14 protein-coding genes, 1 other RNA gene and 6 pseudogenes are annotated in these 20,341 nt (G+C 64.5%); 14 read left to right on the top strand and 7 right to left on the bottom strand.

The window, feature by feature from the left end:
• Positions 1-153: 153 nt before the first annotated feature.
• The 3 genes from XAXN_RS06875 to XAXN_RS20830 form a co-directional block, all read right to left on the bottom strand.
• A complete protein-coding gene (locus tag XAXN_RS06875) occupies positions 154-1,056 on the bottom strand; it encodes an SDR family NAD(P)-dependent oxidoreductase (protein WP_054318996.1) in 903 nt (300 codons plus the stop codon).
• Positions 1,057-1,115: 59 nt separating this feature from the next.
• Entirely contained in the window at positions 1,116-1,853 is a 738-nt protein-coding gene (locus XAXN_RS06870) for an SDR family oxidoreductase (protein WP_054318995.1), read from the bottom strand.
• An 81-nt stretch (positions 1,854-1,934) separates the two neighbouring features.
• A non-coding RNA gene (locus XAXN_RS20830) (sX9 sRNA) lies at positions 1,935-2,010 on the bottom strand.
• A gap of 111 nt (positions 2,011-2,121) precedes the next feature.
• Here XAXN_RS20830 and XAXN_RS06865 point away from each other — a divergent pair.
• A pseudogene (locus XAXN_RS06865) lies at positions 2,122-2,945 on the top strand (LysR family transcriptional regulator); the annotation flags it as partial.
• Here the strand turns inward: XAXN_RS06865 and XAXN_RS20825 are convergent.
• Positions 2,929-3,559: pseudogene (locus XAXN_RS20825) on the bottom strand (IS3 family transposase); the annotation flags it as partial. The pseudogenes XAXN_RS06865 and XAXN_RS20825 overlap by 17 nt on opposite strands.
• Positions 3,560-3,630: 71 nt before the next feature.
• Here XAXN_RS20825 and XAXN_RS06855 point away from each other — a divergent pair.
• Both XAXN_RS06855 and XAXN_RS06850 read left to right on the top strand, forming a co-directional pair.
• On the top strand, positions 3,631-3,846 hold the full coding sequence (locus tag XAXN_RS06855; protein ID WP_054318993.1) for a hypothetical protein: 216 nt from the start codon (positions 3,631-3,633) through the stop codon (positions 3,844-3,846).
• 298 nt (positions 3,847-4,144) lie between these two features.
• A pseudogene (locus XAXN_RS06850) lies at positions 4,145-4,613 on the top strand (SRPBCC family protein); the annotation flags it as partial.
• A 310-nt stretch (positions 4,614-4,923) separates the two neighbouring features.
• Here XAXN_RS06850 and XAXN_RS23610 read toward each other — a convergent pair.
• Positions 4,924-5,202 carry a protealysin inhibitor emfourin gene (locus XAXN_RS23610; protein WP_425511797.1) on the bottom strand — a complete coding sequence of 93 codons (279 nt, stop codon included), beginning with the start codon at positions 5,200-5,202 and terminating at the stop codon, positions 4,924-4,926.
• Here XAXN_RS23610 and XAXN_RS06840 point away from each other — a divergent pair.
• The 6 genes and pseudogenes from XAXN_RS06840 to proP all read left to right on the top strand — a co-directional run bounded on the left by XAXN_RS06840 (position 5,194) and on the right by proP (position 12,747).
• Positions 5,194-5,664 carry an NUDIX domain-containing protein gene (locus tag XAXN_RS06840; RefSeq protein ID WP_054318992.1) on the top strand — a complete coding sequence of 157 codons (471 nt, stop codon included), beginning with the start codon at positions 5,194-5,196 and terminating at the stop codon, positions 5,662-5,664. The genes XAXN_RS23610 and XAXN_RS06840 overlap by 9 nt on opposite strands.
• A pseudogene (locus XAXN_RS20820) lies at positions 5,660-8,635 on the top strand (Zn-dependent protease with chaperone function); the annotation flags it as partial. The gene XAXN_RS06840 and the pseudogene XAXN_RS20820, both read left to right, overlap by 5 nt.
• Before the next feature lie 139 nt (positions 8,636-8,774).
• Positions 8,775-9,870, top strand: a pseudogene (locus XAXN_RS06820) (alpha/beta hydrolase fold domain-containing protein).
• Positions 9,871-9,973: 103 nt separating this feature from the next.
• Positions 9,974-10,372 (top strand): host attachment family protein, encoded by a 399-nt coding sequence (locus XAXN_RS06815; protein ID WP_054318988.1) that lies wholly within the window; start codon positions 9,974-9,976, stop codon positions 10,370-10,372.
• 20 nt (positions 10,373-10,392) lie between these two features.
• Entirely contained in the window at positions 10,393-10,722 is a 330-nt protein-coding gene (locus XAXN_RS06810; RefSeq protein WP_054318987.1) for a thioredoxin family protein, read from the top strand.
• 530 nt (positions 10,723-11,252) lie between these two features.
• Positions 11,253-12,747 (top strand): annotated as a pseudogene (proP, locus tag XAXN_RS06805) (glycine betaine/L-proline transporter ProP).
• A 336-nt stretch (positions 12,748-13,083) separates the two neighbouring features.
• Here proP and XAXN_RS06800 read toward each other — a convergent pair.
• Positions 13,084-13,557, bottom strand: coding sequence for an SRPBCC family protein (locus XAXN_RS06800; RefSeq protein ID WP_054318986.1), 474 nt, complete (start codon positions 13,555-13,557; stop codon positions 13,084-13,086).
• A gap of 170 nt (positions 13,558-13,727) precedes the next feature.
• On the opposite strand from XAXN_RS06800, the gene XAXN_RS06795 reads away from it, so the two are divergent.
• From XAXN_RS06795 to XAXN_RS20810, 4 genes are all read left to right on the top strand, one after another.
• Positions 13,728-14,522 (top strand): EcsC family protein, encoded by a 795-nt coding sequence (locus tag XAXN_RS06795; RefSeq protein WP_054318985.1) that lies wholly within the window; start codon positions 13,728-13,730, stop codon positions 14,520-14,522.
• A gap of 178 nt (positions 14,523-14,700) precedes the next feature.
• Positions 14,701-15,357 (top strand): DUF938 domain-containing protein, encoded by a 657-nt coding sequence (locus tag XAXN_RS06790; protein WP_151425149.1) that lies wholly within the window; start codon positions 14,701-14,703, stop codon positions 15,355-15,357.
• Between the two features lie 485 nt (positions 15,358-15,842).
• The gene (locus XAXN_RS06785) at positions 15,843-17,081 is read left to right on the top strand and encodes a right-handed parallel beta-helix repeat-containing protein (protein ID WP_241148157.1); all 1,239 of its coding nucleotides are present in this window, start codon (positions 15,843-15,845) and stop codon (positions 17,079-17,081) included.
• 571 nt (positions 17,082-17,652) lie between these two features.
• The gene (locus XAXN_RS20810) at positions 17,653-17,901 is read left to right on the top strand and encodes a hypothetical protein (protein ID WP_134984847.1); all 249 of its coding nucleotides are present in this window, start codon (positions 17,653-17,655) and stop codon (positions 17,899-17,901) included.
• Between the two features lie 108 nt (positions 17,902-18,009).
• Here XAXN_RS20810 and XAXN_RS06780 read toward each other — a convergent pair whose 3' ends face one another.
• Complete coding sequence (locus XAXN_RS06780) at positions 18,010-18,264, bottom strand: DUF2164 domain-containing protein (RefSeq protein WP_042820926.1); 255 nt, start codon at positions 18,262-18,264, stop codon at positions 18,010-18,012.
• A gap of 438 nt (positions 18,265-18,702) precedes the next feature.
• Between XAXN_RS06780 and XAXN_RS06775 the strand changes: the two genes are divergently transcribed.
• Positions 18,703-19,719: an IS30 family transposase gene (locus tag XAXN_RS06775; RefSeq protein ID WP_241148158.1), complete on the top strand. Its 1,017-nt coding sequence runs from the start codon at positions 18,703-18,705 to the stop codon at positions 19,717-19,719.
• Positions 19,720-20,341: the final 622 nt, after the last annotated feature.

Genomic DNA, 20,341 nt, shown 5'->3' with positions numbered 1-20,341 from the left:
CCGCCAGGCGGGCGCGGCCGGTGTTGGGTGCGGCATCCACCACGCCGACACTCCGGTTGTGAGTGCGCCGTCCACAGCCAGCTGACGACTGCTCGCCACGTCCTGGTAGCCGCTCTATCGCCGGCAGGCACTCCAAGCGCCTGCTGCATCCCATCATTCCACCACGCGCGGTGCCAACAGGTCGCCCAATCCCACCCGCTGCAGCATCTCTGCGCGCAGGCGATCGAGGACCGTAAAGCCTACATCTGCGCCATCGCCCGCCGGTTCGATATGCACCCGGAACGGCCGCTTGCCGAACGGTGCGTTCACCACCTGCACGATCGCCTGTGCCACCTCGGCCACGTCGGCGTCTTCGGGCACCAGGCGCGCAAACGCCTGCTGCACCTGTTCGCCAAAGCCTGCATAGGGGCCGGCCTCGTACGCAGCGGCGCGCGCCGCATCGTCCGGCGTACCGGCATGGGCAAACTGGTTGGTGCCCTTGGTGAAGGCACCCGGCACGATGATCGAGGTCTCGATGCCCCAGCGCGCCAACTCGCGTGCGTACTGCACCGCCAAGGCATCCATCGCCGCCTTTGCCGCGAAATAGGGGCCCAGATACGGCGGTGTGCCGCCTGCCGAGCTGCTGCTGGACACCCACACCAACAGGCCCTGCTGCTGTGCCCGCAATTGCGGCAATGCCGCGCGGTTGAACCGCTGGGTGCCCAGCACGTTGATGTCGCAGACCTGCGCCAGCTGTTCGGCGGTGAACGCTTCGGCCGGGCCGAACACCATGTGCCCGGCGTTGTGCACCACCACGTCCAGCCCACCAGCCTGCGCCACGATGGACGCCACCGCCGCGTCGGCCGAGGCCTGCGATTGCACGTCCAGCTCTAGCGCGTGCAAGGCCAGCTGCTGCTTGCCCGCCAATTCCGCCATCGCCTGCGCCACGCCGCCGGCATTACGCCCGGCGGTATCGCGCATGGAGGCGTAGACGGTGTGGCCGGCCGCGGCCAGCGCTTGCGCGGCCAATCGGCCAAAGCCGCTGGACGCGCCAGTGACCAGAATGCGTTTGCTCATGTCATCGGTCCTTGAAAGGGAAAACCAGCAGCGTGCAAACTGCCGCGCGCCACAGCGAGTCAGACCATGCCGCCGTTGGCGCGCAGCACCTGGCCATTGATCCAGCCGCCATCGGGGTCGACCAGGAACGCCACCGCCGCCGCGATGTCTTCCGGGCAGCCAAGGCGTTCCAGCGGGTTGGCCTTGGACAAGCGTTCGATCAACTCCGGCGACTTGCCGTCCAGGAAAAGCGCCGTGCCGGTCGGGCCAGGCGCCACCGCGTTGACGGTGATGGCACGCCCGCGCAATTCCTTGGACAGGATCGCCGTCAGCGTTTCCACCGCCGCCTTGGTGGCCGCATATACCCCGTAGGTTTCCAGCTTCAGGCCGACCACGCTGGTGGACAGGTTGACGATGCGGCCCCCATTGCGCAGCCGTCGTGCGGCCTGGCGCAGCGTGTTGAAGGTGCCTTTCAGATTGATCGCGATGTGTTTGTCGAACAAGGCGTCGTCGCTGTCGGCCAGGGTGGCCAGCTGCATGATGCTGGCGTTGTTGACCAGCACATCCACGCCGCCGAATGCAGCATCGGCGGCGACAAACAGGCGCTCGACGGCGACCGGGTCGCTGACATCGGCCTGCATACTGATCGCGCGGCCACCAGCCGCTTCGATGCTGCGGACCTGTTGATCGGCCTCATCCGCATGGCCGGCGTAGTTGAGCCCGACGGCAAAGCCATCGCCAGCCAATCGCTGCGCGATGGCGGCGCCAATCCCGCGCGAGGCCCCGGTCACCAATGCCACTTTCTGCTGCTGAGTCATGCAGGTTCTTCCGTTATGCCGCGGGCTGCGGCGTTGCGGAAAACTATCCAATGCAATCACGCCGATAATCACACTAAGAGTGGCTAACAAAACGTAGCGAGCGGTCGTCAGGTGGGCGTGGACGGCGCACAGGAACCGGAGTGTACGAGGGGTACATGAGGATTCCGAGCACCGGCCGCGCCCGCCTGGCGGCTGCGCAGTAGTTTTGTTAGCCGCTCTAAACTGCACAGCACTGTTTCCAGCGCCCGAACAGTGGGCAAGGAGCGCCATGGATCGGTTCGACGCCATGCGGCTGTTCGTGCGGATCGTGGAGCGGCGCAGCTTCACTGCAGCGGCCAACGACATGGAAATTCAGCGCTCCACCGCCACCAAGGTAATTGCCGAGATGGAAGCGCGTCTGGGCGTGCGCCTGTTACAGCGCACCACGCGCGTGGTATGCCCACGCTCGATGGCGAGCTCTTCCATCAACGCTGCATGCGCATCCTCGACGACGTAGACGACGCCGAAGGCGGCTTCCGCGGCGTGGCACCCAAGGGGCTGTGCGGGTGGAAGTGCAGGGCACGCTGGCGCGGCACTTCCTGCTGCCCGGCTTGCCGGCGTTGTTTGCGCACTACCCGCAGATCCAGCTGGTGATGAGCGAGAGCGACCGCTGGGTGGATCTGGTGGAAGAAGGCATCGACTGCGTGCTGCGCTTATGGCCCGCTGCGCGACAGCGAACGGGTTGCACGCCGCGTGACCATGCTCGAACGCCTCACCTGCGCCACGCCGCACTACCTGCAACGTTTCGGCATGCCTGCGCAGCTGGAAGCGCTGGACCAACACCGCATGGTCGGCTTGCGTTCGATCACCACTGGCGTGGTCACGCCACTGGAGTTCCAGACTGCGCAGGGGCTACGCACCTTCGCATTGCCCAGTCCGCTCAGCGTCACCGGTACCAAAAGCTATCTGGCCGGCATCCGGCTTGGCCTGGGCATCGCGCAGGTGCGGCGCTTCCATGTGGCGCACGACCTGCAGCAGGGCACGCTGGTGGAAATCCTGCGCGATACTGACCAGCCCCCACGCGGCGTACCAGTTGTTACTGACAACGCCCGGGGTTGAAAGGTGCTGCGTTGTTGGCTTGTTGTGCGCGGTAGTTGGCGGCGGTGCCGGCGGGATGCGGCCACAACGGCTGTGCGGCCTGATCGTGTTGTAGTGGCGTCGCCACGCATTCGCCACGTCCCGTGCCTGTGGCAACGACGTGAACCAGTGCTCATTGAGGCACTCGTCGCGGAACTTGCCGTTGAAGCTTTCGATGTAGGCGTTCTGCGTTGGTGCCCCCGGCTCGATCAGGATGTGTTCGATGCCGTGCCGTTGCGCCCAGGCGATAAAGGCGTGGCTGGTGAACTCGGGGCCATTGTCGGTCCGCACGACACGTGGATAGGCCGCCTGGTCCAGCAGACGCACCCCATAGGCGCCGCCGATGCTGTGGTCAACCGCAACGTCCACGCTCTCGCGGGTGAAGTCATCGACCACAGCCAGGCACTTGATGCGGCGGCCATTGGCCAGCGCATCGAAGACGAAGTCCATGCTCCAGGTCGCCTTTGGCCTGCAGGCCGTCACCAGTTTCTGGCCTTCGTTGACCGGACGCTTGGTCTTGCGGCGTTTGCGTATCTCAACTTGGCCTGTTCGTCCAAGCGGTAAACCTTTTCCTGATTAGCCCCATCGCTCAGTCGTAGTTGCGGGATTTGCGACGAGGCGGTTGGACAATGGCCCCAGCTGAAGGCAACGGAGGTGGGAGATGGGGATCAACATCGTGCAGTTTCAGCCGGGATTGTCGCTGACCGAGTTCGTGGATCGCTACGGAACCGACCATCTCGGCCAGGAAGATCTCGCCGCGGGTCTGCTTGCGCTTGCCCAGGCCCTCGGCGTCACCGAACGTCAGTTGCATGGATCACTGCTCAACGTGAGCGGATCGTGTCGCGCCTCTGGGAGGCATCGTTCAGAGGTTCCCTAGCAGGCGACGCGCAGCAACACAGGTACGAGCATCATGGAAAACGCGTCTGACCAGTGCGGCGACTATCCGCGACGCCGGTCGCGGCGGCAATGCAAGCGTGTGTCGTAAGTGTGCCGATGTGTTGGCGGGGTGCACCGGTTTGCACGTGCAAGGCACCACACGCGCGTTGTCGTCCCTGGCAATGCATCGCACACGTGTGCGGCCTACCGATACGTCGCCGAGCGATCGCTGCCTGGGCAAGGCGTTGATGCAGGCGGGCAATCGCCTGCCTGTGTGCAACGGTTCGTTCACCGCCAGCATGCAGCAACGTTCTCTGCCCAAGCGAGTGCTGATGTCTACCGTCACGCTTCACCGCGTGATACATGCCAGCCCCGAGCGGATCTATCGCGCCTTCCTTCAAGCCGATGCGGTAGCAAAGTGGCTGCCGCTCAATGGCTTCACCTGCACCGTGGAGCATTTACATGCGCATGTCGGCGGTCCCTTCTTCCGCATGGCCTTTGCCACTGGCCAACGGCGAACGGCATGCGTTCGGTGGCACCTACGGCGAGCTGACCTGATGCGTTGCTGCGCTACGACGATGCATTCGACGCCCCGTCGCTGCCCGGCACCATGGCACGACAGCGCAGTTGCATACGCTGCCGTGTGGCACCGATCTGCACGTGGTGCAGAAAGGCATTCCAGCGCAGATTCCGCTGCATGCCTGCTAGCGGGGCTGGCAGGACTCGTTGATGCTGTTGGCGCATCTGGTGGAAGCGCATCCGGAGAACCAGGCGCACCTTGCCGTGCGCCGACGGCGCTGCGCTGCAGCAATGGGTGGGGGGCGTGTCTTCAGAGTGACCGCTGCGCTGCACGTGGCGCTAACGCCGTGCACGCTACTATGCGCTACCAACTGTGCAGCCTTGGAGCATCTAGGCAGCTTAAAGGGTGCAGGCATCCGCAGTTGGACCACATTCGCTGACCGATAGACACCGCGCATTGCGCGGTGTCTTCGTTTGTGCACAAGGTGTATGCCGTACGTTGCACGTGCGCGTGGGCCTGGAACAATGCTTGCAGGCGACGCGGCCGAGTAAGCCTGCGCTACAGCGTGCCCTGCTTCCAGAGCTGCACGATTTCGGCAGGTGCATGTTCTTCGGGGATGCGCAGCGGCTCGCTGGCGCCATCCCAGACGATGCGGTGTGCTAAGGCGATGTAATCGCACACCCGTACTGCCATACTGCGATAGGCGCATGCATCCGCATCTGCGCGCCGCGGCCGTTGCTTCCTGCGTGGCGCTCCTCGAACACCCAGGCGCGTGGCGATCGCACATGCCGGCCCGCATTCCCCGCAGCCGCCACATCGAGGACACTGGTGCGCCAGAGCCTGCGAGCCTTGCTGATGCCGATGTCTTCCGAGTTACGCCCGCGCGTTGGCTGCGGTGCCTTCATCCAGCGGGCCGACGGCCGCTTGCTGCTGGTGCTGCGCGGGCGTGCGCCCGAGCAAGGCCATTGGGGGCTGCCCGGTGGCAAGGTGGACTGGATGGAAACCGTAGAAGCCACGGTGGTGCGCGAAGTGCTCGAAGAAACCGGCCTGCAGGTGCACCCGCAACGCGTGCTCTGCGTAGTCAGCCACTTCGAGCCGGACATGGACCCGCCGCAGCACTGGGTGGCGCCGGTGTACCTGGCCGGCATCCAGGGCCCGGAACAGGCGATGCTGCGCGAACCGCAGGTGCTGCTGGAACTCGGCTGGTTCGCACTCGATGCCTTGCCCACGCCATTGACCCGCTCGGCCATGCAGGCGGTGCAGCAGGTACAGGCCGAGCGCGCCGCCACGCGAGAATGACGGCCTTACAGCGGCGCTGAGGCGATCGCGCCGCGGGCATGCGACGGCTTCCAGCGCGTTGCGCTTTGCCGCCCGTGAGTTCGCCCAGGACCGCCCGGTCAAGGATCTGTTCGCCATCCAGTCGCGCATCATCGAACACATGCGCGTGGTGTTGAACGACCCCGCCCATGGGGCGGTGCCGGCGGTGCCGACCGATGCAGCGCAACTGCACCGGCTGTTTCATAGCGACATCGCACAGCCCTCGCAGATGTGGGCCACGCATCCGCCCAGTGCCGCGCGCGAGGAAAATCTCAAGCGTCGCTACATCGCCTGCCCCATCGATGCGCGCCCTGCCATGGAGCTGCTGCACGACGCCCAGGCGCTGCATGAGCGCATTTCGCTGGGCATGTTCGACGGCCAGGCGCCCACCTGCGTGGACACTGCCGTCTCGCTGGCGCAGCTGGACAGCGAATTCGCCGCACTTTCCTTGTCGCGGCGCTACCGGGGGCTATACCTGGGTCGCGCGTGCACGCGCACGGCGCGCACGCTGGCCGGCTGTATGCCACGCCGCTGCCGTCCGGCGATCTGCTGCAGGCGTTGGACGGCCTTTACCTGCCCGACGATGGCCAGGCGATCGAACAGCTGCGCGAGCGCGAGCGCCAACGCGCCACCTTGCAAGGCTTGATGGATGGCGGGTTGCGTGCGGCCGGCGGGGTGGTGACTGGCACCACACTTGTCGCGCACGCAGCTACCGGCGGTGATCGCCGACCTCGACGACGAACTGCGGGTGCTGCGTGCACGCGTCAGCGGCCACGATCAGCGTTGCCGCAGCGTGCACATGGCGGCGGCCAACCGTATTGGCGGCGGCTGGCCGGCGCTGCTGCGCGGGTATCTGGCAGTGCTGCATTACACCGACCACACCATCGCCGATCTGGAAGACGTCAACCTGCTGTACCTGCAGACCTTCCATAGCGTGATCGCCGATGGCCGCGTTTCGGACAAGGAATTGCGCAAGCTGGTGGCGGCCTGCAATCAGGTGCAACGCGCGCTGGGTCAGGTGTATGCGCAAGCCGGGCAGGTGCAGTTGAACGCGCCGTTGGCGCAGGCCCTGGGCAAGCCGCAGTGGTCGCAGTGCCTGCCGGAATTCGGCCTGGTCGAGGCCGACGACGACAACATCAATGCCTGGATGAAGGCAGCCGGCAGCTGGGTGCAAGTCACCCTGGACGCCCTGGGCGCGTTGCGCGATGCCAGCCTGGAAGAGTTGCTGCGTGCAGAAAACGCCGTGGCCGGGCGACTGCGCAACGGCGACACGTCGCCGACCGACGATACCCCCGTGGCGGCGCCGACCGACTACCCGACCCGCCTGCCGGGCGAGATGCGTCAACGCGATCTGCGGCAGAACCTGTGGCAGCGCTTTCTGGCTGCCGACGGCGTGTTTCCGTCGGTGGCGCGGGTGGCGGTGGCCGCATCGATCGTGGCTGGCGTGTTGTGGGCCGGCGGTGCGGTGGGCATGGCCGAAGTGGTCGCCTACAACGGTTTGCAGCAGACCGTGACGGTGGCCATCGACGGGCAGTCGGCCACCATCCCGGCCAATGACCGCCATGTATTTCGCCTGTCCGAGCGTTCGACCCATCACGTGGAAACCCGCACGGCCAACGGCGCGACGATCGAAAGCTTCGATGCGCCCAGTGGCGGCCACGGTGGCCAGTTCGCCTACAACGTGGCCGGTGCCGCGCTGCTGCTGAACTGGCGCGCCAGCTACGGCTCGGCCAGCGAAGACACCACGCGCAGCCTGAGCACCACACGCTGGGAACGCACCCAGGCGCAGGACATCTTCAGCGAGCCGCCGCAGAAGGTCAGCGGCAAGGGCGGCCAGTACCGCGACGTGCTGACGGCCGTGTCCGGGCGTTCGCCACACGAGCTGCTGGGCGAGCTGGGCCCGGAGCGCGATCTGGCGCTGATCACCGCGCACGCGCGCTGGGACGATGCGGACTCGGCGTACCTTGAGCAGTGGATGGAGCAATTGCGCCGCGCCACAGGCCGTGCCTGCGCTTGTGGCCGAGCGCCTGCAGCGCAACCCGCACGACGTGGTGGCGCTGCGGATGCAGCAGGACATCGCCACGCCCGAGCAACGGGTGCAGGTGTGCCGGCAGCAGACTGCCGCTGCGCAGGCGCATCCGGACGCCTCTGCGTTGCAGTACGCGGCGATCCGCTGCCGCAGCGATACGCCCGAGCGCGACCAGGCGTTTGTCGCCGCACAGGCACGCTGGGCCGAACGACCCTTGGCTGCAGCGCGCTGCAGCGGCCGTGCAGGTCGGCCAGCTGCATCTGCCGCAAGCTCAAGCGCTGTACGAACAGGCTGCACGCACGCCGGCACTGGCCGATGAGGTGCTGCCGTTGCTGGCGCGTTTGCAGCGTTACCGTGGCCTGGCGACGGACCTGCCGGGCATGGCGCAGCAGTCGCCATCACTGGCATCGATCGTGGCACTGGAGGGCGGTGAGCGCCCCCAGGGCACGCCGTACCACAGCTATTACGCCCTGGCCCACGGGCAACTGGACACGGCAGTGACAGAGGCGGCCGCCGATGCCGACGTGCAGGCGCGCATCGTCCGGCTCGCGGCCGCGTCCCGTGGCGCCAGCGCCGCATTGCTGCAGCGGGCGCGTGCTCCCCGAGCGCGCCGGGCTCGACCCGATCACTGCACCGAGCGCCTTGGCACTGGCTGCGCGCCAGGGCTGGCAAACCGATGCGTTGCGCCCGGCAAACCTGCAGGGCACCGGCGAAGATGGCGCCTACATCGCGCGGTTCTTCGACGCAGTGCAGGCCGGCAGCAGCCAGCAGCAGGCCGAAGCGGCGTTGAGCGGCGTCAGCCTGGTCGGCCGCGGCCTGGCCTACACGATGGCGGCCGTACTGCTGGGCCAGCGCTGCCCGGAGGCATGGCGGCGTGGTGCCCAGCAGTTGTTGTTTGCCAGCGAGCGCCCCTATCTGGGCTGATGCCCCGCCCGGTGTCAGGCGATGCAGCGCGCTTGCTCGAACGCTGCCGAACGCAGGCTATCCTCCTCGGCTCCAAGCGCCTGGGAGGGCACTGCATGACACGTGACTGGCAAAAAAAAAGGGATGACTCGCGCTTGCATTGGTCTGTAGTGCATCTGCATTCGAAGCGAACGCAGCAGCGCCGCAAGCAGCAACCGCAACCACGGACGAGGGTGTGCGCCATGTCAGTGCATTCGACCTGCCGGTCTCGGAATACCTGAGCCCGGCAGCACGCGCGCACGCGGCCGCCGAAGTCGCGCGGCCCGATCCGCTGGCCAAGGCCGACAACGCCACGGTACTGAAACAACTGCCCGGCCTCCGCGCCGATACCGAACGCTGGGCCGTCGGCGTGATTGCGAAGATGCGCACGCGCTATGCGGTGGAGATCACGCCCGAGCAGTGGAATGGGGTGCCGGTGTTGCGAGTGGAGCCGCGCGCCCGCACCTCGGCACACGCCGAACGGTTGTTGATCGAATTGCACGGCGGCGGGTTCGTGCTGGGCAGCGCGGCCTCCTTCGGATTGATGGAGGCCATCCCGGTGGCGGCGATGACCGGCATGACTGTGGTGGCGGTGGATTACCGGTTGGGCCCGGAGCACCGTTTCCTGGCTGCCAGCGAGGATGTGGCCGCGGTGTATCGCGCTGCACTCGAGCGCTACCCACCACAGCGCATCGGCCTGTTTGGCTGTTCTGCCGGCGGCATGCTCACTGGCGAGTCGCTGGCCTGGTTTGCCAAGGAGCGCCCGCCGATGCCTGCCGCGGCGGCCATGTTGTGCGCTGCAGGCGATGCACGTTATCGCGGCGATTCACGCAGCGTGGTTGCCGCGGTGAACGACGCCTTGCTGCCCGACAAGCAGAGCGCGCTGCCGATCATGGAAGACCTGTACTACGGCCAGGACGTGGACTTCCGTGACCCGCTGGTGTCGCCGGTGTTCTCCGACGCGGTGCTGCGCCAGTTTCCCCCTACGCTGCTGATCACTGCCACGCGTGCTGCCGGGCTCAGCACGGCCGCGTACACGCATGCGCGCCTGGTAGACCTGGGCCGCGAGTCGGATCTGCATGTCTGGGACGGGCTGGGACACGCCTTCCATCTCACCGACACCCTGCCCCGGAAAGCCAGCAGGCGCTACGCGTCATTGCGCGTTTTTCAGCAAGCATCTGGAGCTGCCGCCGACGCAATTGGATGCGCAGCACTAACGCGATGCTGACACCGGCTAGGCGAAATCCTTACATCTTCTCGCCTAGGTTGAGGCCGACGTGCGCTGCACTTGCAGCGTCAACATCGACCAGGAAAAATCGGATGAGTCTGCAAATTCCTCAGGGTGCCTTGGTAGTGGTGGCCGACGGCGGCGAAGCCCGCTGGTTTACCAATACCGGCAACGAAGCCAAGGTCGTGCTGCGCCAGCACGCGCGCACCGACGCACAGAACGTCGATGACGATGGCCCGGCCGGCAAGGCACCGCAAGACCTCATCGAAACAGACCTGGACGAAATGACCTTCGCCAAGCAGCTCTCGCATGCCTTGAACGATGGCGCGTTGAAGCACGAATACACGCATCTGGTGCTGGTGGCCGACCCGACCACGCTGGGCCGCGTGCGCCCGTTGCTGCACAAGGAAACCCAGCAGCGCCTGGTGGGCGATCTGGCCAAGGATCTGACCAACCTGCCGCTGGAAGATATCCAGCGCGCCTTGTCGTAATCGAGCGGAGCATCCAGACGATGGGGTTCGTTCGCGAGTATGCCACCCAGGCGCCGGAACGCAGCGCGGTGGAGGCAAAGACCGGTTTGCAGGTTCTGGAATTCGGTACCGACTGGTGCGGCCACTGCATTGTCGCACAACCGCTGTTGCAAAAGCTGTTGGGCGGATACGAAGCGATCGACTACCGCAAGATCGAAGATGGAAAAGGGCGGGCGCTAGGCCGCTCTTTTCGTGTCAAATTGTGGCCCACCATCATCCTGCTGCGCGATGGGCAGGAACTGGCGCGTGCCGTCAGACCGCAAACGCGTGAGGATCTGCAAGACCTGTTGTCGGTGCTGGATGCAGCCTGATGCGCGGTAACGCATCGCCTTGAGATGCGCTTGCACAGACTGAGATGGGCCAAAGAAAGGTGGCGAGCGGTCGCCTGACGCAGGCGCAGCAGTTCTTAATTCTCTGTAAGAAGCAGGCAGCTGATGCGTTGTGCTGCTTCAGGCGCTGCGTAAAGCGAGGCGTGCGCGACATCGTCGCAGCGGCTGCGCACGTAGAGCGAACGGGCGTTTGCGCATCGCTCACCAATGCAGACGAATCGACCAGAAAACAAGGCGTTTTCTCGCGCTTTGTGCAGTCGCGCCTGCATCCATCGGCCGGCTGTAGTACCATAGCGCGCTGATCAAGCCCTTGGGCAATGCCCATCCCTTGGTCGTCTGTCCCGCAGCGTCGTTGAATCCGCGCGGCCGTCCGGGAATGCCTCCGGTGTCATCCAGTGCAATGCGCTGCCGTGCTTGCGTGATGTGCCGTGTCCTGTGCGTTGCCAGGGCGAGCGGGCAGCGACGACCTGCGCCCGGCGAGACATCCCAGGCGCACCTTATGGAGACCATAGATGCACGATGCCCGCGCGATGCGTTCGCACTTTGGCTGGTTCAAACGCCGCCGTCAGCTGCAACTGGAGGACGTTACCGTGGTGGACTGCAGCATGCTGCGCAAGGCCGTCGGCGCTGCGGCGCTCGGCAATGCGATGGAGTGGTTCGACTTCGGCGTGTACGACGGCTATCTGGCGGTGACGCTGGGCCAGGTGTTCTTCCCGGCAAGTAACCCCACCGCACAATTGATCGCTACCTTCGCCACCTTCACCGTGGCCTTTCTGGTACGGCCGATCGGCGGCATGGTCTTCGGCCCGCTCGGTGACCGGTACGGGCGCCAGAGAGTCCTGGCCGCCACGATGATTCTGATGGCGCTGGGCACCTTCAGTATTGGACTGATTCCCGCCTACGAGCGCATTGGCTTATGGGCGCCTGCACTGCTGTTGCTGGCGCGCTTGCTGTAGGGGTTTTCCACCGGCGGCGAATACGGTGGCGCGGCCACCTTCATTGCCGAATACGCTACCGACCGCAATCGCGGCCTGATGGGCAACTGGCTGGAGTTCGGCACGCTGGGCGGCTACATCGCCGGCGCCGCCACCGTGACCGTCTTGCACATGAGCGTGACTCCGGCGCAGATGCTCGATTGGGGCTGGCGCGTGCCGTTCCTGATCGCCGGGCCGTTGGGGTGCTCTGGGCCTGTACATGCGCATGAAACTGGAAGAAACCCCGGCTTTTCGCGCCTATACCGAGCAATCGGAACAGCGCGAGCGCGAAACCGCCGGCCAGGGCCTGATGCCCTTGCTGCGCCTGCACTGGCCACAACTGCTCAAGTGCGTGGGCCTGGTGCTGGTGTTCAACGTCACCGACTACATGCTGCTGACCTACATGCCCAGCTATCTCAGCGTCACGATGGGCTATGCCGAGAGCAAGGGCTTGTTGCTGATCATCCTGGTGATGCTGGTGATGATGCCGCTCAACATTGTCGGCGGCATGTTCAGCGACAAGCTGGGCCGGCGGCCGATGATCATCGGTGCCTGCATCGCACTGTTTGCGTTGGCGATCCCGTGCCTGTTGCTGATCGGCAGCGGCCACGATGGGTTGATCTTCGCCGGGCTGATGCTGCTTGGCCTGGCCTTGGTGTGCTTCACCAGTTCGATGCCGTCCACCTTGCCGGCGCTGTTCTACACGCCGGTGCGCTACAGCGCGTTGTCGATCGCCTTCAACGTTTCGGTGTCGTTGTTCGGCGGCACCACGCCGTTGGTCACTGCCTGGTTGGTAGAGCGCAGCGGCGCCCCGCTGGTGCCGGCGTATTACCTGATGGGTGCGGCGGCGATCGGCTTGCTGACCATGCTGTTCGTGCGCGAAACCGCAGGATTGCCGCTACGCGGCTCGCCGCCGGCGGTGGCCAGCGACGCCGAAGCGCGCGCCCTGTTGCAGGCCGACAGTCCGATGACGGTGGATGCGCAGTTGCCGGTTACCACCCCAGCGTCGATGGGCCAATCACGCACGGCGTGAGTTATCGGCGATTCGCACGGCATGCGTCTGTGGCGCCAGGCGCGTGTCGTGCTGTGGCAGCAACCGGTGGCCTGACGCCAGACGCGATGCCGGCGATGGCGCTGCGCATCGCTCCAACTTGAAGGTGGGACGACGGCCGGAACCTCGAAGATGACGGCTTAAGGCCTAACACACCGTCGCGAGCGACCGCTTGGCGGTCTGCGTCCCAACCTTGTGAGCTGTTCTTGTTCGTCACGCAGGTGATGGGTGGACACGTGGCCAGGGTTTCAGGTCGGCACGCTGTCGCCCGTGATCGACGCCGCGCGTTGAACGATGCTGCGGCTCGCTGCTGACGCCTCAACGCGCGGTGTGCGGGTTGTGCTCTGGCAACTCGGGCATGCGCATATCGGCCGACGGCGTGCCTTCGCCGGTTTCCACATAGCGTTTGAGGCTGCTGCCGAGAAAGAAACGCCAGCCGCGCGCGCAGGCCTCCTTGCACGGCGAATCGCGATAGCCGGATTGCACGAAGTCCACCTGCGTGCCCTGGCTGATGGAGCGCAGTTCAAAGCGCATGACCGTGCCTTTCCAGGCGTCGGTGTCGAGCATGTTGGAATCGTGGCAGCGCCAGCACACCAGTTGATGATCGGCGCTTTCGTCGATGCTCAGTTCCACACGCCAGCCCTGCCGGCTCCAGTCCAGGCGCAACAGATTGTCGGCCTGGCTCACTTCATGGGTCCACCAACGCGCAAGCTGCCTGGGCTCGGACAACGCAGCGCAGACTACTTCCGGCACGGCGGCAATGACGATGCTGTGGCGGATCTCGCAATTCATCTTGTAAGCATTCGCTGCTTGGACGCCGATGATTGCCGCATTTTAACAGCCAATTGCGCCGCTAGCCCAACCGGGTCCAGTTCGCTTGTGCGGCACTCACATCGCGCTCGGTATCATCGGCCACGTCCCAACCATGATGAGCAGGCATGACAACGCTTCCGATACCGGTGATGGACGCTGCCGCGCAGCGCGATCTGGCCACGGCCCATGCATTGCTGGAAAACCCCGGCGTGGCAGCGCAACTGGCCAATGCGTTGGGCGCGCCGATCGAGAGCCTGATCACCAAGCGGCTTCCCAAGGTGGTGACCCGCAGCATCGACGGCGTGACCCGTCGCGCGTTGCAGGTGGCGATGAAATCGGCGTTGCTGAGCCTGCGCGGCAAGACCGATGCGCAGCAACCGGCATCCACGACGCGGCATACCTTGGCGGTGGCGGTTTCCGGTGGCGCAGGCGGATTTTTCGGCCTGCCGGGCTTGATGGTGGAGTTGCCGGTGACCACCACGGTGATGCTGCGCTCCATCGCCGATATCGCCCGTGCCGAAGGCGAATACCTGCACGACCCGGAAACCGCGTTGGCGTGCCTGGAAGTGCTGGCGCATGGCGGCCGCAGCGCCAGCGACAACGGCACCGAATCGGGCTATTTCGCGGTACGTGCGGCGATGGCGCAGCAACTGAGCGCGGCGGCCAGCTACGTGGCCGCGCACGGCTTCGCCAGCAAGGGTGCACCGGCACTGGTCTCGCTGGTCTCGCGCATCGCGGCGAAGTTTTCGGTCAATGTGGGCGAAAAGCTCGCCGTGCAGGCAGTGCCGCTGGTGGGCGCGGTCAGCGGGGCCACGCTCAATACCGTGTTCATGCGTCACTTCCAGGCGATGGCGCGCGGACATTTCATCGTGCGTCGGCTGGAGCGCCGCTTCGGCGAAGATGCGGTGCGGCGTGCGTATGAGGCCTTGCCGCCGCCGCGGTAATGCGTACCGCCGCATGCGAGCCTCAGGAAGGCTGCGAGGTCATCGTGCAGTCGGTGTCGCAGCCACGGGCGACGCGTGCCACCGCAACGCGCTGCGGTCATACGGCAGCGGCATCCTGTTCACCGGATGGTTGCCGCCAAGCAATGCTTGCGCGCGATAATCGCCGCAACCACGACAGATGCCGATAATGACCAAACCGTTTTCGCCAGCGTCCGCGCGCAACCGTGACCCGATTCTTGAGGTACTGCACACGCCTTTTGCAGACCGGCAGCAGGTGCTGGAAATCGGTGCGGGCACCGGGCAACACGCAGTGCATTTCGCTGCGGCAATGCCGTGGTTGCAGTGGCAGGCCAGCGATCACCTCGAGCATCTTGCCGGCATGCGGCAATGGCTGGACGAGGCGGCACTGCCGAACACGCCACCACCGATTCCGCTGCAGGCCGTGCTGACGCCCACGCCCGGGCTTGCACCACCGCCCAGCTTGCCCGTGCTGCGTGACGGCCAGCGTGGCTTCGATGCGATCTACAGCGCCAATACCTTGCACATCATGGGCTGGCCGCAGGTGCAGGCCTTGTTTTCCGGCTTGCCGGCGGTGATGGCGCCCGATGTGGTGCTGGCGATCTACGGGCCATTCAACCGCAACGGGCAATTTACTAGCGACAGCAATCGCGCCTTCGACACCATGCTGCGCGAGCGCGACCCTGCCTCGGGTCTTCGCGATGCCGAAGCGGTGGATGCCTTGGCGGCATCGGTGGGGTTGCAGTTAATCGCCGATGTCGCATTGCCGGCGAACAATCATTGCCGGGTGTGGCGGCGGATGTCGGTGGCGAGTTGAATCATCGGCTTGCCGAGCGCAGCCGATGGAGAAGCAGCTGTCGATGATGCAACGGCGTGCAGCGTGCTGCTGCGGATAAACGCGCGTTGCCGGGCCAATGCCGCCGTGCAAAGAGGTGCTTGAGGTTTGCAGGAACCGGTAACGGTTTGGCGGCCACGCGGGGTACGACGGTCCACGTGTGGTCTCTCCGATCGATGCGTGCGTGGCCAGTGCCGCACGCCAATGCCCGAGACTTACCGCGCACGCCCGATTGGTCAAGTGCTGGCCAACGCACACTTCGATCATCACGCGCGTGCATATCGGAAGAAGGGTTGCGATAACCGAGCCGGAGGGTGGTGTCGGCCGCGCCGCGCCGCGCGGCTAGCTTGCGCGGCGCAATGGCAGGCCTTCACCACTGCCGTCAGCCCGGCCGCCACATGCGCAGCGCCGCTCCATCACTCACCAACCACACCGGGGAAATCGCTTGATGCACACCACACACCGCCGTGTGGGGGGCAACGCTCGCGCTCGCGCTTGCACTCGGCACGCTGCCGTCGCTGGCCCGCGCCGCCGACTGGTACGTCTCGCCTACCGGGTCGGACAGCAATACCGGCACGCGCGCATTGCCGTTCGCTATCGTGATGGCCGCGCAGGCCGCGGCAGCCAGTGGGGATACGGTGTACCTGCGTGGTGGCACTTATCGCCTGGGTAACGCGAACGTGAGCGTGACCGATCGCAATTACGGCATCGTCAACGACATCACCAAGGACGGCATCAGCTACGTCAATGTCGCCAATGAACGCCCGATCTTCGATTTCTCAGCAGTAACGCCGGCAGACCGCCGGGTAACCGCGTTTCGCATCGGTGCCGACAGCTGCGTGTTCCGCGGCTTCGAGGTGATTGGCGTGCGTATAACCATTGCCGACCGTCTGACCCAATCGGAAGCGTTTCGTGTGCAAGGCGGCAACGGCAACCTGTTCGAGCGTCTGGCCATCCACGACGGGCAAGCGATCGGCTGGTATCTGGTGGCAGGTAGCAATAACCGCGTGTGCAATGTCGATGCCTACGACAACAAAGGCTTGCACAGTTTTTCCCACGGCAATATCGATGGCTTCGGCGCGCATCCCACCGCGGCGGGCAGCACCGGCAACGTGATCGAAGGTAGCCGCGCCTGGTTCAACAGCGACGATGGCTTCGACCTGATCAACGCGTGGGCGGCGGTAACCCTGCAGCACAACTGGGCCTTCCATCATGGCTTCGATACCGACATGACGCCGCTCGGGGACGGCAATGGCTTCAAGGCCGGTGGCTTCGGGCGCAATGGCAGCGTCTACCCGCAACCGGTGCCGCGCCATGTGATTCGCTTCAATCTGGCGGTGGCCAATCGCGCCAACGGCTTTTATGCCAATCACCAGATCGGCGGCCAGGAGTGGATCAGCAATACGGCCATCAGTAATGCACGCTCCAACTACGACATGCTCTCCACGCTGGCCGACAACCGCACCGACGTGGCCGGCTACTATCACACGCTGGCCAACAACCTGGGCTACGGGGCGCGCAGCGAAATCGCCAACCTCGGCACCGGTACGGCCAACGACATCGTTCGCAACTCTTTCAGCATCCCGCTCACACCGTTTGCCCGCGACTTCGTCAGTCTGGACGATCGCCAGCTTACCCGTCCGCGGCAAGCCAACGGCGATCTGCCGGTGATACCTTCGCCACGCTGGTGCCGGGTAGCGCGCTGATCGACGCCGGTGCCGCGAGTGGCGAGGTCTTCAACGGGCGCGCCCCGGATCTGGGCGCATTCGAGTCGCCGTGACGACGCTGCAGGCAGCATTGTTCTTGCCGCTTGCATATGGATGGACAAGCGAGCGCGTAGCGTGCCGGAACGATGCCGGCACGTCGCATGGGTGGGCACTGCTGGCGCATCGCTGGCAAGTGAGCGTGCGCAACAGTGTTGGAGGCTGTACCAAGCGCGGCTAACGAAAGCTCGCGAGTAGCGATCCGTTGAGCACGTGGGCATGGACGGCGCGCAGGAACGGGAACGTATGCGTGGTCCCTGTCAATTCCGTGCACTGCGTGCGCCTACCTGGTGCTGCGCAATCGATCCGGTCGCCGCGCTATGATCTGTTGATCCGCGCGTTGCCGGTGGCCTCGTACGAAACCGGCACCGCACGCTTGGCGGGCGGTAGCGGCCTGATCACGGTAAGCAAGTGTTTTCGCCAGGGCAGGATCTGCATAGCGTGCAAAGCACCATCTTTCACGAGATGGGGCACCAGTGGGTGGGCCAGCTCACCAATGCAGTGGAGCCCTGGTATGCGGAAGGGGTCAACGTGTTCGTGCAGGCGACCTCGCCGTGCGCGGCCGGCCGAACTGGGCGATGCCGAAGTCATCCGCTTCCGCCAGGTCGTTATCGACGCCACCCAACGGATCGTGCCGCCCTCCAATGCCTTTGGTCCCTGCCTGCAGCGCCAACCGCGCCACCAGATCAATGAAGGCAAAGCAGTGGAAGACTATGTGTGGGAGCCGGTATCCAACGGCGCACGCACAGCCGCGTGCCAATGATGTAGATCGCAAGGCACGCATCCGACCACTGATCATGCGTGCTCCCTCTGCGCCGGGCACATTCTCCTGCGTGCTCGGCGCGGTAGCGCAGTGACTCAGCTCACCCCATCACTTCTTGAAATCGGTGGGACGCTCCAGCTGACAGACCTCCTCACCCAGATCTTCCAGCTTGCCGGCAATGATGGCTTGCGCATCATAGACACCGCGGTTGTAGAAATACGCGCCGACTTCCTCGGCAAAAAAATCGAGCAGGAACTCGGCATCGAACCGCCCAATCTCCTGCTTGAGTTCTTCGGTGAAATACAGCTGGATCTTGCGGGTGATCGCCGCCCGTTCGCCGTCGGTGAATTTGATGTCGGTCATTGGTCTGTCACCGTGTGAGCGGCGATCGATACGGCCGATCTGCTTGTAACGTATGGCGGGAGTGCAGCCCCAAAGCGAATCAGCTGGCGCTTGGCGGCTGGTGACCAAGCGTAGCAAAGCAGACCGCTATCGTATGTCCGGGGAATTCCAAGCTATTCGTCGATAGGGCGTCCTGTGGGTTGGCGCGTCTTCTATCGCTCTTGCGCCTAGAATCGCCCTCGGTGCGCTGCAGTCACGCGGTAAATGTCAGTTGTTTAATGCGTTGATAGACGCAGCTTGCAATTGCGGCCCAAAGTACCGGGCAAGCGACAAATGAGGCCGGGGACGCCAATGAGTCGAATGGCCCTGAAGAATCGTGCATCAAGCGCAGGAGGAGACAGAAGCCTCCTTAGACTCAACTTCCAAGTGCAACACCCCGCAGTCAAGTAGGGTGCACGCATGGGAAAGCAGTACAGTCACTTGAGTTCTGAGGAGCGCGCCGTGCTCCAGATTGAGATCAGCAACGGCGCGAGCATGCGATCTATTGCCAGACGCCTCGGCCGCAGTGCATCGACGATGTGCCGAGAGCTGGGCCGGCAACAGGAGCCTGCTTATGCTGCCACCCTTGCAGCCCAGCGTTATCGGCAACGCCGCAGGAACAGTGTCGCAGGCACAAGATGGTTGAGGGCAGCGCTTTGTTCCAGAGCATTCGTGACGACCTGGTGCTATATCGCTGGTCGCCCCAGCAGATTGCTGCCAAGCATGCGTTCCATGCACCCGGATGATTCTGCCCAACGCGTCAGCCACGAAACTATCTACGCCAGCATCTACGCCCATCCCCGTGCTGGGCTGAAGAAGGAACTGGTGGAGGCCCTGCGCCAGAGCAAGCCCACGCGCGGACGCCGTCGCACGACCGCCGCCAAGCGCAGCTGGGTGCCGGGGGAGCTACGCATTGCCCATCGCCCCGAGGAAGTGCAGCAACGCCTGGTTCCAGGGCATTGGGAGGGCGACCTGATCAAGGGCGCATTCAATCGGTCGTGCGTGGGCACGCTGGTCGAGCGGAAAACCCGCTTTGTGATCCTGTGCAAGATGGATGGCTGTACGGCAGAGGCCGCGCTGGAAGGCTTCAGCCGCCAACTGAAGAAGTTCCCCGCCGCGATGCGTTCGAGCATGACCTATGACCGCGGCACGGAGATGACGTGCTATGCGGCGTTGATGGCCAGGCTGGATATGGATGTCTGGTTCGCAGATCCGCATGCGCCTTGGCAGCGTGGGAGCAATGAGAACACCAACGGCCTGCTACGCCAGTTCCTGCCCAAGGGCGTGGACTTGTCCGTGGCAAGCCAGGAATACCTCAACCACGTAGCCTGGCTGATGAACACGCGCCCACGCCAGACATTGGGCTGGAAAACGCCAGCTGAAGTAATGGATGTTGAGATACAGGCTTTCAAATCACGTGTTGCGCTTGCAAGTTGAGACCGCCCTCCCACAATTGCTGCTCCAGCGACTGCCGCGACATAGGGATGTGCATGCTTCAGGCCAGGAACAAAATGCAGCGTGGGGACGCCAAAAATAAGAAAGAGAGGTGAGCTAATGCCGAATGCAAAAAAACAGTAATACAGAAAAAATTTGGGTGCCGCCCCACCACTGCCCGACATTGCCATAATAAGCGCGATGAGGAAGCCGCTCAGAATCGTCGCGGCGACGCACGACGACAGCACCGAACCCAAAAAGACCAAGCTCACTTTTATTGCGCGTGCAGCCGCAAGCAGGGCGTCTCTCACGCGAGTTTCCTCGAAGAAAAAACGATGTGCGCGCTCAGCAAGTTGGTTCTCCGATGAGGAGGCGATCGGTAGAGGCAGGCGGAAGGTCAGCGCTTGCTTGATGCACAGCTGTTCGCTGGCCCGCGCGAACGGGAATCGCCATGTGTCGCTCCACATCGTGCGCGCGTGCACCAGGCACCTGGGATCTTCAACTGCTTCAGACGGTAGCCCCGCCGATGCGTTAGGGAACCTCTGAACAACGCACCACAAATGCGAGACACTATCTGTTCGGAGTGAGGAGGCATCCATGCAACTGACGTTCGGTGACGCCGAGG

The sequence above is a fragment of the Xanthomonas axonopodis genome, assembly GCF_001304695.1.
GTDB classification, from domain to species: Bacteria; Pseudomonadota; Gammaproteobacteria; order Xanthomonadales; family Xanthomonadaceae; genus Xanthomonas; species Xanthomonas axonopodis.
The sequence above is the reverse complement of the archived record's forward strand: the minus strand, read 5'-3'. Positions and strand labels throughout refer to the sequence as shown.